Here is a 14744-nt window from a genome sequence, read left to right as displayed (position 1 = left end):
TCTGACTGGCCCGTTGGCCACCAACCGTTGGCCCATGTTCCTCATTCGGCTTGATCCTGCGATACCCGGTCTGATCCGCCACGCAACCCGCGCCTGGGGAAACCTTTACTCTGCTTCAAACCGGTTTTGGGTCCGCGGAGCGTCCCTGTGGAACGAAATTTGAAATGCGGCGTTTCGGGGTTGCGGGGGGATGTACCATTCGGCTCGCAGGGGCAGTTTCAAGCATTCCATTTTTGAGTGGGAGGGGCGCTTTGACCGTGCAGGCATCCAAGAAGCAATTGGACCGTCGAAGCATTCTCAATTCTCTAAAGGCCTTTCGGCGCGGTGATTTTTCCGTCCGTATCGACAATGTCTACGAAGGGGTCGATTCCGAGATCGCCGATACCTTCAATGAGATCGTCGATCTCAACGATCAGGTGACGCGTGAATTCGAGCGCCTGAGCAGAGTGGTCGGCAAGGAAGGGCGGATTGGCGAACGCGGCCGCGTTCGAAACGCCACCGGCAGTTGGGAATCCAGTGTCCGATCCGTCAACGACCTGATTGAAGACATGGTTCAGCCTACAGCCGAGGTGGCCCGCGTTATCGGCGCTGTCGCCAAGGGTGACTTGTCCCAAACCATGATGGTCGAAATCGACGGCCGACCACTGCGCGGCGAGTTTCTGCGTATTGGCAAGATCGTCAACACGATGGTTGGCCAGTTGGCCTCGTTCGCCTCTGAAGTGACGCGCGTGGCGCGCGAGGTCGGCACCGAAGGCAAGCTCGGCGGCCAGGCTCGGGTGAAAGGCGTTGCCGGCACGTGGAAAGACCTGACCGACAACGTCAACGCCATGGCGACCAACCTGACCGGGCAGGTACGCAACATCGCGGAGGTTACAACGGCAGTCGCGTCGGGCGATCTATCGAAGAAGATCACCGTCGACGTCAAAGGCGAAATCCTCGAACTGAAGAACACCATCAACACGATGGTCGATCAGCTCAATTCCTTCGCTTCGGAAGTGACCCGCGTGGCACGCGAGGTCGGCACCGAAGGCAAGCTTGGCGGCCAGGCGCGCGTCGAGGGTGTCGGCGGCACATGGAAGGATTTGACCGACAACGTAAATTCCATGGCCGAGAACCTCACGGGACAGGTGCGAAACATCGCGGAGGTGACGACAGCTGTGGCTTTGGGCGACCTGTCCAAGAAGATTACGGTCGACGTGAAGGGCGAAATTCTCGAGCTGAAATCGACCATCAACACCATGGTCGATCAGCTCAATTCCTTCGCCGGCGAGGTGACCCGCGTGGCGCGCGAGGTTGGCACCGAAGGCAAGCTAGGCGGCCAGGCGCAGGTGCGCGGTGTCGCCGGCACGTGGAAGGACCTCACCGACAACGTCAATTCCATGGCAGAGAATCTGACCGGGCAGGTGCGCAACATTGCCGAGGTGACGACGGCGGTCGCTTCGGGCGACCTGTCGAAGAAGATTACCGTTGCCGTGCAAGGCGAAATCCTTGAGCTGAAGGATACCATCAACACGATGGTCGATCAGCTGAACTCCTTTGCCTCCGAAGTGACACGTGTGGCGCGCGAGGTCGGCACTGAAGGCAAGCTTGGCGGCCAAGCCGAGGTGAGGGGCGTCGGCGGCACCTGGAAGGATCTGACTGACAACGTCAATCTGATGGCCGCGAATTTGACCGGGCAAGTGCGCAACATCGCCGAGGTGACGACGGCCGTGGCGCGCGGCGATCTGTCGAAGAAGATCACCGTCGACGTCAAAGGCGAAATTCTGGAGCTCAAAGACACCGTCAACACGATGGTCGATCAGCTGAATTCGTTCGCCTCGGAAGTCACGCGCGTGGCCCGCGAAGTGGGCTCGGAAGGCAAGCTTGGCGGACAGGCTCATGTCGAAGGCGTCGGCGGTACGTGGAAGGATTTGACCGACAACGTCAACGCCATGGCGGGCAACCTGACGGTGCAATTGCGCGACGTGTCCAAGGTTGCAACGGCCATCGCGACCGGTGACCTGACGCAGAAGATCACGGTCGACGCCCTGGGCGAGATCTTACAGATCAAGGACGTCATCAACACGATGGTCGACCAGCTGAATTCCTTCGCATCGGAAGTGACGCGCGTGGCGCGTGAGGTCGGCTCCGACGGCAAGTTGGGCGGCCAGGCGCAGGTGCGTGGCGTCGCCGGCACATGGAAAGACCTGACCGACAACGTCAATGCCATGGCCGCCAATCTGACCGGCCAGGTGCGCAACATCGCCGAAGTGACCACGGCCGTGGCGCTCGGCGACCTGTCGAAGAAAATCACGGTCGATGTCCGCGGCGAGATTCTCGAGCTCAAGGACACGATCAATACGATGGTGGACCAGCTCAATTCATTCGCTTCGGAAGTGACGCGCGTGGCACGCGAGGTCGGTACGGAAGGCAAGCTTGGCGGCCAGGCGCAAGTGCGCGGCGTCGCCGGCACCTGGAAAGACCTGACCGACAACGTGAACTCCATGGCCGAGAACCTGACCGGCCAGGTGCGCAACATCGCTGAGGTTACGACCGCCGTTGCGCGCGGCGACCTGTCGAAGAAGATCACGGTCGACGTGAAGGGCGAAATCCTCGAGCTCAAATCGACCATCAACACCATGGTGGACCAGCTCAACTCCTTTGCCGGCGAGGTGACCCGCGTGGCACGCGAGGTCGGCACAGAGGGCAAACTTGGCGGCCAGGCGCGGGTCGAAGGCGTCGCAGGCACCTGGAAGGATCTGACCGATAACGTCAACCTGATGGCGACAAACCTGACCAATCAGGTGCGTGGCATCGCCGACGTGGTGACAGCGGTCGCGCAAGGCAATCTGAAGCGCAAACTGACAGTCGACGCGAAGGGCGAATCGCCTCTCTGGCCGATACCATCAACGGCATGATCGAGACGCTTGCGACCTTTGCCGACCAGGTGACCAATGTCGCCCGCGAAGTCGGCATCGAGGGCAAGCTTGGGGGACAGGCGCGTGTGCCGGGTGCGGCAGGCCTGTGGCGCGACCTGACTGACAATGTCAACCAACTCGCCGCCAATCTGACCACCCAGGTCCGCGCCATCGCCGAGGTCTCGACGGCAGTCACCAAGGGCGATCTGACGCGCTCGATCAGCGTCGAGGCCTCAGGAGAGGTCGCGGCGCTCAAAGACAACATCAACGAGATGATCCGCAACCTGAAGGATCAGACGCTGAAGAATGCCGAGCAGGACTGGCTGAAGACCAATCTCGCCCGATTTTCGCGCATGCTGCAAGGCGAGCGCGATCTCGCCACCGTGTCGCGTCTCATCATGTCCGAACTCGCTCCTCTGGTGAATGCGCAATACGGAGTGTTCTACGTCACCAATCGCGACGAAGAGGAATCCTATCTCGAGCTGGCGGCGTCCTACGGTGCCGAGAGCAAAGCTTCCATCAAGCAGCGCCTCGATCTCAGGGAAGGCTTGGTCGGGCAAAGTGCGGCAGACAAGCGCGCCATCATGCTGGACAATGTGCCGCCGGAATTCCTGCGCGTCACGTCGGGTCTCGGCAGCGCCTCGCCGGCCAACGTCATCATCCTTCCGGCCTTGTTCGAGGATGAGGTCAAGGCCGTAATCGAGCTTGCTTCGTTCAGTGAGTTTCGGGACACCCACCAGTCGTTCCTCAATCAGCTAATGGAATCCGTCGGCATCGTTCTCAACACCATTGCCGCAACGATGCGCACGGAGGGCCTGCTCAAGCAGTCGCAGTTGCTGACGTCGGAGTTGCAGGCGCGTCAGACCGAACTGACCAAGAAGCAGGAAGAGCTGCATACGACGAACGAGGAGTTGCAGGAAAAGGCGCAGCTGCTCGAAAACGAAAAGAAGCAGGTGGAAAACAAGAATCTCGAAATCGAGATGGCCCGGCGCGCTCTGGAGGAGAAAGCCGAGCAGCTGGCGTTGACGTCGAAATACAAGTCCGAATTCCTGGCCAATATGAGCCATGAGTTGCGCACGCCGCTCAACTCGCTGCTCATTCTGTCAAACCTCCTCGCGACGAACCAGCAAGGCAATCTCAACGAAAAGCAGGTCGAATTCGCACGTACCATCAACTCAGCCGGAACCGACCTTCTCAGCCTGATCAACGATATCCTCGACCTGTCCAAGATCGAGTCCGGTACTGTCTCGATCGATATCAACGATATGCCGGTGACGCATTTGCGGCAGCACATGGAACGCACGTTCCGTCAGCTGGCCGCCGACAAGGGCCTTGGCTTCACCATCAAAGTCGATCCCGCACTTCCCGAGACTGTCCGCACGGACGAGAAGCGTTTGCAGCAGATCGTTCTCAACCTGCTTTCGAATGCTTTCAAATTTACGTCGCATGGCGAGGTCAGCCTGAATTTCCGTGTCGAAAAGACCGGGCGCCGCAGTGGCTCTTCACATCCGACGAAGGCTCTGGCAATCGCCGTAACCGACACCGGCATAGGCATTCCCGAAGACAAGCAGAAGCTGATATTCGAGGCCTTTCAGCAGGCCGACGGCACCACCAGCCGCAAATATGGCGGCACCGGACTGGGGCTCTCCATCAGCCGAGAGATTGCTCGCTTGCTTGGTGGTGAGCTGCGCGTCGAAAGCGTCCCGGGAAAGGGCTCGACATTTACGCTAGTGATCCCGTTCGCCGGCCCGCGCGTGGCCGCCCCTCAGTCAGCCGCCATGCCTGCGCCGACGGACGCCGTTGCTGCGCCTTCGCTCGGCAGCCCGCCTTCGGCAGAGCTTATCGACGACCGCGATTCCATATCGCCGACCGATCGGGTCGTGCTGATCGTCGAGGACGACCCGACATTTGGCGGGCTGTTGCTCGGCCTCGCACGTTCGGCAGGGCTGAAAGGCGTCTTGTCGAATGCGGGTTCCGGCACTTTGGCATTGGCTCGCAAACTGGTTCCCGACGCTATCACACTTGATCTCGGGCTTTCGGACATCGATGGCTGGGTGCTTTTCGACCTGTTGCGACACGACCAGAAGACAAGGGGAATTCCCATACATGTCATCTCGGGTGCGGAAGATATCGGAAGCCTTGCCCGTAAGGGCGCGTCCAGCGTTTCCACCAAGCCAGTGTCCTCTGACGAACTGATGCAGGTGTTTCAGGACATCCATTCCAAGAAACTGCGTACCCAACGCCGCGTTCTGGTCGCCGACCCCGATCCAGAGCGCCGGCTATCGCTCGTCGAAGCGATCCGCGACGGCGTCACCTCGGTGACAGCGGTCGGTCGGTTTGCGGCAAACGCCGACGACGTCGGCATGGCCTCTTATGATGCCCTCGTGCTCGGCTTCGGCCGCTCAGCGAAGGAGAACGCCCAAGTGCTGGACGAACTCACTGGCCAGTTCGGGGAAGCGTTGCCGCAACTGCTGTTTTTTGCCCCCCATCCGGATGCGCTTGAGCAGGTGCTGGCGCTAAATCCAGCGCTTGCGAGTGCGCCGCGTGCGGAGAATTTTGCTCAATTGGCGCTTCATATCTCGGCGACGCTGCCGGGCGAAGGACGCGAAGCGCGCGAGACCGAAACCGAACAGACCGGCAGGTCGGATCTGGCGGGAGCCAAAGTTCTCATCGTCGACGATGATATCCGCAACATCTACTCGCTCACCAGCGTCCTGGAGACTTACGACATACAGGTTCTGCATGCTGAGCGAGGCCGTGATGGCATCGCGCTCCTGGAACAGACGCCCGATGTTGACGCGGCCTTGATCGATATCATGATGCCGGAGATGGACGGCTACGAGACGATGCGGCGCATTCGCGGCACGGCCGCGATCGCTCACATCCCACTGATTTCGGTGACCGCCAAGGCAATGAAGGGCGATCGTCAGAAATGCCTGGACGCCGGTGCTTCCGACTATATCGCCAAGCCGGTCGATCTTGATCTGCTGCTGGCGTTGCTTCGTGTCTGGATCGGCCGTTCTCGAGCACGCGCAGAGAATCCGGACGAGATGCTCGTGGCAGTAAACTGACGGCCAGGCCCCATGCAAAAACTGCCGCGAAACAGGGTAAGAAAACTTGAGGCCGTGCAATCGGCCGAAGCACCGGCAAGGTCTCGCATCCTCGCCGTTGACGATGATGAGCGCAATCTGTTGGCGATCAGCGAAGTGCTCGCCGCAACCGGCGATGTCATCTGCGCCCAATCGGGCGAAGAGGCTCTGCGCTATCTGCTGAAGGAGGATTTCGCCGTCATTCTGCTGGATGTCCTTATGCCGGGAATAGACGGCTATGAAACGGCCGCGCTCATCCGCCAGCGTGAACAATCCAAGCGCACGCCGATCATCTTCCTCACGGCCATCAACAAGGAGGAAGCCCACATGCTGCGCGGCTATGACGCCGGCGCGGTCGATTATGTTTTCAAGCCATTCGATCCGATCATGCTGCGCTCGAAAGTCGCGGTGTTCGTCGAGCTTCACGAGAAGAGGCTGGAAATCCAGCGAAAGGCCGCGGCCGAGCAGGGATTGCTGGCGCAGGCACTCCAGGCGCAGAAGGACAAGCTTCAGGCGGAACGGGCCCTGCGCAGCTCAGAGGAACGGCAGGACGCCATTTTGAGGTCGCTGCCGGTGTGTTTCCATGCACGGGCCGCCGAACCGCCCTTCGCGGCGCGCTTTGTGACCAAGGGCGTCGAGCGTCTGACCGGGTTTTCGCCTGACGATTTGATCTCGGATCCGGCCTTCGGCCTTAGCCGGGTCCACCCTGAAGACCGTTCAAGGTTGGAGCAAGCACTGCTGGAGACAAAAAACACCGGCTTCTACACCTGCGAATTCCGCTGGCTGTGCGCCGACGGGGAGTATCGCATCTTTCTCGACCAGGGTGTGATGTCGGACGGGTCTGATGGCGAAAAGCCAGAGATACTGGGGACACTGCTGGACGTTACCGAGCGGCGCGGGCTTGAGGATCAGCTGCTCCAATCACAGCGTCTGGACGCAATCGGCAAGCTGACGGGTGGCCTGGCCCATGATTTCAACAATCTGCTTGCCGCCATTCTCAGCGGATTGGGATTGCTTGAACGCCGCGGGACGCTGGACGATCAGGCACGACAGGTTGTCGATCTGATGCGGCGTTCTGCCAAACAAGGTGCCGACTTGGTCACGCGAATGCTCGCCTTCTCGCGGCGTCAGACCCTGAAGCCGGAAGCGATGCGCCTTGCTGCCCTTGGCGACACCATGAACGGCTTGGTCGCACCGGTTTTGGGAGGGCTGATACGCTTCGACTGGCAGATCGATGACGCGGTGTGGCCCGTGCATGTCGACGCGGGACAGCTGGAGCTTGCCTTGATGAACCTGGTTTTCAATGCGCGAGACGCCATGCCTTCTGGCGGCACAATAACGGTCCATGCGCAAAACCGATCAATCAAAAATCGATCGGAAGACGTGCTGGCCGGAGACTATGTCGTTCTGACGGTCAAGGACACGGGCTCGGGTATCGCGCCTGACATACTTGCGAAGGTCATCGAACCGTTCTTCACCACAAAGCCGGTGGGGAAGGGAACGGGGCTCGGTCTCAGCACCGTCTACGGCTTCATGAAGCAGTCCGGTGGGACGCTGCGCATCGATAGCGCCGTCGATCGCGGAACAGCCATGCAGCTGTGGCTGCCGCGCTCCCTCGAAGAACCCGCCAGTTCTTCGCTCGAAGCCGAAGTTGGGCACACGCTTCTAGGCGGCGCCTCCGCAGGCCGCCCGTCGATCCTTCTGATTGATGACAGCAGCGTGTTGCGGCAGCTGACAGCCGAATCGCTTCGCCAACGTGGGTTCGAGGTTACGTGCGCAGGAGGAGGAGCGGAAGCGCTGGCTATGATCGAACGTGCTCCCGATCAGTTCGATGTCATCGTTACCGACTTCGCCATGCCCCTGGTAACCGGCGTGGATGTCATCCGCTTCGCGCGCAACCTGCGCTCCGATTGGCCGGCGGTTATCATCACGGGCTATGCCGATGCAGAGGACATCGCCGATCGACCGGCGGGCGTGCCCTTGCTTGGCAAGCCCTTCCGCGACAAGGATCTGCTCGACAGCATCTTCCTCGCTATCGCCAATGCAGAGCCCCAGAAGATCGAGGTGGGCTAGCACCATCGGAGCGCCGACCGGTTGACAGCGACCGACGCGCATTTGTTCGCCCGTCACCTCCTTGGGAGGCGACGGGCTGACGTAGCAAAGTGCTCAGTCGTAGACCTTGACGATTTTGCGAGTGCCCGGATCCACGAGAACCGTGCGGTTGTCGATCACGACGTAACGGTATTGGACGTTCGGCACTTCGTGAAGCTCGACCGTATCAGGCAGAGCCGTGCCGACGTTGAGTTCCACACCGGGAAGCTTCACCGAAGCGAGAGGCTGTTTCTTCACATATTCGCGGATAACCGTGTCCTGCTCGGGCTGGATGATGATGTCTTCTGCAGCAGCGGCGCCGATGCCTGCGAGAAGCAGAAGCGCCGCTGCGGTGCCGGTAAGATAGATTTTCATAATTTTCTCCTTTGTTAGGTCTGCACGGACCGACCCTCGTCGTCGGCCTGGCCAATCCAACTTTGTCGTATTGCAAATGTTCCCAGGCACAGACTTCGGTCGGGCCGACGCAGGACCAAGGTCTGACTGCAAGACGCAATGGTCTTGCGGATTATGCTGGCCGGAACAGCCACTCCCTGCGCTCGTTGTTTGATGCAGATTGCAGGAGGAACCTATGGATAGAAGTGTTGGCCAAGCGCGTTGGCTGCTCGCGCCGATTTTTGCGGGCAGTCACGTTCCTAATGATTGGAATATCCCTTGGCTGACGATCCCAACATCTGCTTGGCCCATTGCTGCGCTGAGACGACTCTACTGCAGCGGAAAATGGCGATTGAACCCTCTGTCCTGACTGGTGAGCGTGGGGTGAACTAATGTTTCGCGACAAAGAAGTCCGGTTCCTGGAGGCAGGCTTACTCGCGGCAGTGCCAATTTGCGTCGCCCTCGCTTCCCTGATTGCCTTGTTGACCGTGGCAAGGACATGAACCGCATCCTTTTCGTGGCGGCCGATTTCCTATCGCGGCCACCGGGTTTCTACGTCTTGATGATAGCCATGGTGGCGTGTACCGCTCTGGTGCCCTTTGGCATGACAAATGCAGTTACCTATGCGCTTTCAGTAGCGGCTATCGTGATCACGGGGATTGTCCTTATTCAGGGCTATCGAGACACAGCCGCCATCCACGCCAAACTCGATGAAATCATCGTTTCACTGGATGAAACCAGAAACGATGTCGTCGGACTGGAGCACGCCGAGCCGGAGGAGATCCGGGAAAAGCTTATCGTGCTCGAAGAAGAAGCGGCAGATCGAGGACAGCGATAATGAGCGTTTCTGGCCCAGCAGACGACGTGGCCATGTCCCTCGACCCTCTCACGGCATCTGATCAGAGGAAGCGCACACCGCGAAAGCGTGCCAAGCGTCTGGCTGAAGATGGGGGCGGGTGTGTTGCGCCCGTTCCATCTGAAGAGAAGTCCTTCCGTGTCTTCTTCTTGTCGAGGGAAACCGGCATCGACCCCGATCAGGCTCGCGAACTCGTCGATAGCATTGATGGGGACGGTGCCGCGTTGGTGGACGCCGCACGCCGAATGAAAGTCAAGCCCAATGACTGACGAATGCGACATGCCTGATCTGCTTTTCGCTTGCTGGCAGCGGGTGACGGTGGATCAAAAAACCCGGTCGCGCATTTAAGTTATGGCTAATAATGGCCTAAGGAGGAATCAATGAAAAAGACGCTTCTTATTTTGAGTATACTTATCCCGCTCGCAGCATGTTCACGCACCGAACAGGGCGCTGCCGTGGGCGGATTGGGCGGCGCGGCAGTAGGCGCCGCCGTGGCAGGCGACCCCGTCAAAGGCGCGGTTGTTGGTGGCGCAGTTGGCGCGATAGCCGGCGCGGTCATTGGACACGCCAGCGAAGCCGGCCAGTGCAGATACCGCGATAGGTATGGAAGAGTTTACGTGGCTCGGTGCCCGGAGGGCTACTGATTTAGAAGGCGCGTGGTCCTCTACGATCACGCGCCTTTTGATTTCGGTCCTTCCCACGGCTGCTTTCTTCCATCAGTTTTGGCTTCGCGATGGGCATTGAAGCCGATGCTGGCGTCAAATCAATGAAGCCCAATAGCTCTTTGCGGCAGCCCGCGATCCACCATCCTTTGAGAGGGGTAGGATTGCCTGCCAGCCAGGGGCGATCAGCTCCCGTTCCCGACAGTAGGGCGAAGTGCCAGCCGAAGCCGTCCTTGCCTGCCACCTCGACAACGTTGATGAGGCCCTGGTCACATCCTGCTTTTCAGGTCAAAATGACCGATTTGGTGGGTATGCCTACTTGGGTTTGCCGCTAGCGTCGGCCATTTCGCCCTTGAAGGTAACTTTCGTGCCCTTTTTTACCATCGAGGCGAGATCTTCGGCATCCCAGTTCGTCAGCCTGATGCAGCCATGCGAGAAGGTCTTCCCGATCTTGCCGGGTTCGGGGGTGCCGTGAATGCCGTAGCTTTCGATCGACAGATCGATCCATATAGACCCCACCGGATTGTTAGGGCCGGCAGCAATGGTGAAGGGGCGTTTGGTCTTGACGCCCTTGAAAGCGAAGTGGGGATCGTAGTGATAGGTCGGATTGTGCACCACGCGTTTGACCTCTGTCTGGCCGCTCGGCGCGGGCTTTTCGTCGCTTCCTATGGACGCGGGGTAGACTGCGAGCGCTTTACCGGAAGGATCAAGCGCGCGTAGCACGCGAGCCTCCTTGTCGACCTCAACCTCGGCAATGGCGGCGGGAGGATCGCCCCGACCAATGTCAGGGACCAGCAGCTTCGTGCCGGCCTTTCTCAGGCCGATGCCAGGATTGAGTCTTTGCAATAGCGGTTCGCTGATGTGGAAGCGCTCCGCCAGCTTCTCGGCCGCATTGTGATAGCCGAGCCTCGACAGCCGGGCCATGCGCTCCAGGCGAGCAGGAATTCGCTTTGTAAAAGGTCCGCGCACATCCTTGCGCGTCAGTTCATAGGTGATCAGGACCGGGCTCGCGGAGGTAGCCAGCAGCTTGTCCCAGGTTTCCTGGGTGAGCTTGCCATCGGACGGGAATCCGTTCGCCGTCTGGAAGGCGCTGATCGCCTTGGTGAAGCTCTCACCAAGGTGGCCGTCGATCAGGCCTGGCGAGAAGCGCGCGCGGTCCAAGAGAATTTGTGCCTTCAGAACGACTGGGCTGAAACCCTTTGGAGTGTCGGATGCAAATTGCGCCTGGTTGACGTCGGCTAGATCCTCCTTCGCCGCTTCGGCTCCCCCACAAGCGAGGAGGAACGCTGCCGCGACAACAAGGAGCCTGATCATCGAGTTCACTCCGGATGGGGACCTGCCTCTATGACGCGGCACAGCCTATTTGGTTCCGTGAACTCGGTCCAAGGCATTTGGATTCAAGGCTTTAGCGCAAGCGCAACCTCGTACCGGCACTCACATCTTAGTCGGACGGCCCCGGACAGCGCCGCAGCGATACCCAGCATTAGATCGTCGCTCGCGGAACTTTTGTGAAGCTGAGCCCTTCCTCCATTTGAACCGTGGAGGAGACCAAAAATGGCAAATCTGGGAAGATTGGCGATCGCGATGCTTGGCGTCCTGGCATACCAGAATCGCGACAAGATCGGCGACATGCTCCGTGGGGCGGGAGCTCGTAATCCAAGCGACCCGCAAGGCGGGATTCTGGATCAGATATCGAAAGGCGTGTCGGGAACAGCCCTCGGTGAGATCCTCGACCGATTCAGAGGGGCAGGGGCAGGATCGAAGGTCGACTCTTGGGTTGGCACCGGGCCGAACCAGCCTATCCAGCCAAGCGACGTGGAGGCGGCCATAGACGAAGACACACTCACTTCGCTCTCGATGCAGACGGGTCTTTCACGCGAGGACCTCATCAGCAGGATCACGCGCGATTTGCCCGAGGCAGTCAACAAGATGACGCCAGATGGTAAATTGCCCGCTGAGTCGACGCGAAACTCGGGTGAGACGACCTTGCTTGATGACGTGCCCACCCGTAGGCCACAAGCTAAGAATTCAACCGGTCAGGACGATGTCTAGAGCAACAGCTCTAGAACGGGGCGAGTTGATAAATCGCACACGCCCGGCCGCTGAGACGAGCCGGGAGGGCCATCGCGATTCTGAGGTGGCAACAGCAATTGTCGAGTTGGATTTATTGGCCGCGTTGCTTGATTCCCGCTGGCGCATTCCAGGAACATCAATACGTTTTGGACTGGATGCTCTGGTGGGTCTGGTGCCCGTACTCGGAGATATGGCGACGGGCCTAGTTTCGGCATATATCGTGGTGCGAGCCCGAAACTGCGGTGCTGGAAATGGCTTGGTCGCCCGCATGTTGGGGAACGTGCTGCTTGATACGGTAGGGGGAAGCGTTCCTATTCTCGGTTCAATCTTCGATATCTATTTCAAAGCCAACAACCGCAACATCCGACTGCTTCGTCGTCACCTCCAGAGGTAGGCGGAAGCTGGCAGCTGGCCGGTGACGCGATCTGCCTTAGTGTAGCTCAGTATTCACCCGAGGAACTTTATTGGCGTATGGCACGTTTTCCCGCCGAACCAATTTCGGTTCAAGTAAAGGGGAAAATATGGAAAATCCAGGCATTGGTTGGATAGCTGCTATCGTCATCGGCGGTATCGCGGGCTGGCTCGCCGAGATGTTCATGAAAAGCAATATGGGCGTGCTCATGAACATCATTCTGGGGATCGTCGGCGCCATCGTTGCCAACGTCCTTCTCGGGGTGCTGGGCGTATCGTTAAGCGGCTGGCTTGGCTATCTTGTCGCCGGCTTCATCGGTGCGTGCATTTTGATTGCCGGGGCTCGAATGATTAGACGCTGAACCCATAATCGACTTGCACGTTCTTACTCATGATTGAGGCGCGTGGTCCTGGGGTCACGCGTTTTTTCACAGCCCTCTTGCGACGCTTAGCCCTCGGATTTTGAGGGGAGTGCGCAACTCGTGCTATAGTCCCAACCGGAACATCGCAAGTGCTGGCGCATTGCTAGTGAACGCCAATTCGACTCGGAAACGAAATGCGTCGCGTGTTGACAAATGCATGGGGCATGGTGCGAGAAAGTGTCGTTGGGTTTGTCAACGACAACGCTCTTAGCCACGGCGCGGCAATTGCTTTCTACGCCACGACATCGTTGGCGCCAATTCTGCTCATCGTGGTGGCAATCGCGGGTCTCGCATTCGGCCACGAAGCCGCGCAATTGGCTTTGTCTGCCCAGATCACAGGCCTGATGGGTCCAGAAAGCGCAAGTCTCCTTCAAACCGCACTAGAGAGCGCATCCGGAAAATCATCCGGCACCTGGGCGGCGGTGATTGGCATCATCACCTTGCTTGTGACCGCTTCCGGTGTCTTTGGCGAAATGCAGCAGTCGTTGAACGCGATATGGAAGGTCGAAGCGCAGGGCAGTTCGTTGTCGCGSCTGGTGCGCGCACGTGCAGCAAGTCTGGGACTGGTCGCTGCACTGGGCTTCATGTTGCTCGTTTCGAGCGAGCGCGGCGATTTCGGCCCTAGGCAACGTCATCAACGCACAGTTGCCGTTCGGCACAATCGTCCTAGGCGTGATCAACGCGGTCGTTTCGTTTGTCCTGATCGCCGCCATGTTCGCCGCTATCTTCAAGATCTTGCCTGATCGAAGCTTGGAATGGCGCGATGTCGGAATTGGCGCSGTTGTGACCGCTGCCCTGTTCACGCTCGGGAAATCGCTTATYGGTTGGTATATCGGCTCCAGYGCGATCGCGTCCTCATATGGGGCTGCCGGTGGKCTGCTCGTCATCCTGCTGTGGGTTTACTACTCGGCGGAGATTTTTCTTTTTGGTGCGGAAATCACTCGCGCCTATTCCGTTCGACACGGCAGCAGGTCCGATCTGGACGCGGTGGTTCACAGAGGTCTGCCAGCAAGACAGGTGGGCGCATTTCGCGCGGAGCAAAAGTCCAACCCTGCTGGAGTTGTCGTGCTGTTTGCGGTGGCATGCGCGAGCGCAACACTGACCACCTTGATGTTGGGTCTTCGCCGCTGACCACGCGGTAAGCCATCGCAATCCTATAAGCCATCGCGACTTCCGGCAGGATGTAGCGTGCCGCGTGAAAGGCACGGAACCTTTCGCCTCGCCCGCTCTTTCACTCGAAGCCAATTCGGGCAAGGGAGCATTGTAATGAAAACTCTAGCCGACATTTTCGAGCATACCCTCCAAGACATGTATTACGCGGAGAACGCGATTACCAAGGCCTTGCCCRAGGTGGCTGTGGCCGTGAAGGACGCCAAGCTAAAGAAAGCTGCCGAGGACCATCTCGAAGAGACAAAGGGACAGATCAAGAAACTCGAGCAGGTGTTCAAGTCGATAGGCAAGAAAGCGTCTGGGGAGAAGTGCGACGCGATAGAGGGCCTCATCAAGGAAGCTRACGGACTGATGGAGGAAGCGTCGGGAACGGCTCTCGATTCCGGCCTGCTGGCGGCTTGTCAGGCAGTCGAGCACTATGAGATATCCCGGTACGGCTCGCTGCGGGAATGGGCAAAGGATCTTGGGCATGATGAGGCGCACAAGTTGCTCAGCGAGATCCTCGACCAGGAAAAAGCCACCAACAACAAGCTGACGAACCTGGCGGTTACGTCGATTAACAGGACAAATTGATCCCCGGCGTTGGTGCGAGCAGTTCCTGGCCTTCGGAGTGACAGTCGCTCCTTAAGCTGTAAGGGGCACAGCGGGGAGGAGGGGGCACAGCGGGGAGGAGGCGCCCC

At 59.1% G+C, this 14744-nt stretch carries 13 protein-coding genes and 1 pseudogene; 12 read left to right on the top strand and 2 right to left on the bottom strand.

What is annotated here, in order from left to right; all coding sequences use genetic code 11:
• Positions 1–164: 164 nt before the first annotated feature.
• The 3 genes and pseudogenes from AC1DXM_RS07485 to AC1DXM_RS07475 form a co-directional block, all read left to right on the top strand.
• Positions 165–5077: pseudogene (locus AC1DXM_RS07485) on the top strand (HAMP domain-containing protein); the annotation flags it as partial.
• Between the two features lie 15 nt (positions 5078–5092).
• The gene (locus tag AC1DXM_RS07480; RefSeq protein ID WP_477232941.1) at positions 5093–5968 is read left to right on the top strand and encodes a response regulator; all 876 of its coding nucleotides are present in this window, start codon (positions 5093–5095) and stop codon (positions 5966–5968) included.
• Positions 5969–5980: 12 nt separating this feature from the next.
• Positions 5981–8059, top strand: a complete 2079-nt coding sequence (locus AC1DXM_RS07475; protein ID WP_477232488.1) for a response regulator — start codon at positions 5981–5983, stop codon at positions 8057–8059.
• Between the two features lie 93 nt (positions 8060–8152).
• Here the strand turns inward: AC1DXM_RS07475 and AC1DXM_RS07470 are convergent, their stop codons facing one another.
• Positions 8153–8452: a DUF1236 domain-containing protein gene (locus AC1DXM_RS07470; protein WP_477232487.1), complete on the bottom strand. Its 300-nt coding sequence runs from the start codon at positions 8450–8452 to the stop codon at positions 8153–8155.
• Between the two features lie 517 nt (positions 8453–8969).
• Here AC1DXM_RS07470 and AC1DXM_RS07465 point away from each other — a divergent pair.
• The 3 genes from AC1DXM_RS07465 to AC1DXM_RS07455 all read left to right on the top strand — a co-directional run bounded on the left by AC1DXM_RS07465 (position 8970) and on the right by AC1DXM_RS07455 (position 9970).
• Positions 8970–9308, top strand: a complete 339-nt coding sequence (locus AC1DXM_RS07465; RefSeq protein WP_477232486.1) for a low affinity iron permease family protein — start codon at positions 8970–8972, stop codon at positions 9306–9308.
• Positions 9308–9595 carry a hypothetical protein gene (locus AC1DXM_RS07460; protein WP_477232485.1) on the top strand — a complete coding sequence of 96 codons (288 nt, stop codon included), beginning with the start codon at positions 9308–9310 and terminating at the stop codon, positions 9593–9595. The genes AC1DXM_RS07465 and AC1DXM_RS07460 overlap by 1 nt, the downstream gene beginning before the upstream one ends.
• Positions 9596–9706: 111 nt before the next feature.
• Positions 9707–9970, top strand: a complete 264-nt coding sequence (locus AC1DXM_RS07455; protein WP_477232484.1) for a YMGG-like glycine zipper-containing protein — start codon at positions 9707–9709, stop codon at positions 9968–9970.
• 333 nt (positions 9971–10303) lie between these two features.
• Here the strand turns inward: AC1DXM_RS07455 and AC1DXM_RS07450 are convergent, their stop codons facing one another.
• A complete protein-coding gene (locus AC1DXM_RS07450; RefSeq protein WP_477232940.1) occupies positions 10304–11302 on the bottom strand; it encodes a L,D-transpeptidase family protein in 999 nt (332 codons plus the stop codon).
• Positions 11303–11542: 240 nt separating this feature from the next.
• Between AC1DXM_RS07450 and AC1DXM_RS07445 the strand changes: the two genes are divergently transcribed.
• The 6 genes from AC1DXM_RS07445 (at position 11543) to AC1DXM_RS07420 (ending at position 14637) form a co-directional block, all read left to right on the top strand.
• A complete protein-coding gene (locus tag AC1DXM_RS07445) occupies positions 11543–12040 on the top strand; it encodes a YidB family protein (protein ID WP_477232483.1) in 498 nt (165 codons plus the stop codon).
• A gap of 85 nt (positions 12041–12125) precedes the next feature.
• A complete protein-coding gene (locus AC1DXM_RS07440) occupies positions 12126–12455 on the top strand; it encodes a DUF4112 domain-containing protein (RefSeq protein WP_477232482.1) in 330 nt (109 codons plus the stop codon).
• Between the two features lie 127 nt (positions 12456–12582).
• The gene (locus tag AC1DXM_RS07435) at positions 12583–12834 is read left to right on the top strand and encodes a GlsB/YeaQ/YmgE family stress response membrane protein (RefSeq protein WP_477232939.1); all 252 of its coding nucleotides are present in this window, start codon (positions 12583–12585) and stop codon (positions 12832–12834) included.
• A 194-nt stretch (positions 12835–13028) separates the two neighbouring features.
• Complete coding sequence (locus tag AC1DXM_RS07430) at positions 13029–13637, top strand: YihY/virulence factor BrkB family protein (RefSeq protein ID WP_477232481.1); 609 nt, start codon at positions 13029–13031, stop codon at positions 13635–13637.
• A complete protein-coding gene (locus tag AC1DXM_RS07425; protein ID WP_477232480.1) occupies positions 13540–14025 on the top strand; it encodes a YihY/virulence factor BrkB family protein in 486 nt (161 codons plus the stop codon). Before AC1DXM_RS07430 ends, AC1DXM_RS07425 begins: the two co-directional genes overlap by 98 nt.
• A 135-nt stretch (positions 14026–14160) precedes the next feature.
• On the top strand, positions 14161–14637 hold the full coding sequence (locus AC1DXM_RS07420) for a YciE/YciF ferroxidase family protein (RefSeq protein ID WP_477232479.1): 477 nt from the start codon (positions 14161–14163) through the stop codon (positions 14635–14637).
• The last annotated feature ends 107 nt before the right edge of the window (positions 14638–14744 follow it).

The organism is Mesorhizobium sp. P3_A2, from assembly GCF_056403115.1.
Note: the sequence above shows the minus strand (reverse complement) of the source record. Positions and strands in the feature narration are given on the sequence as shown.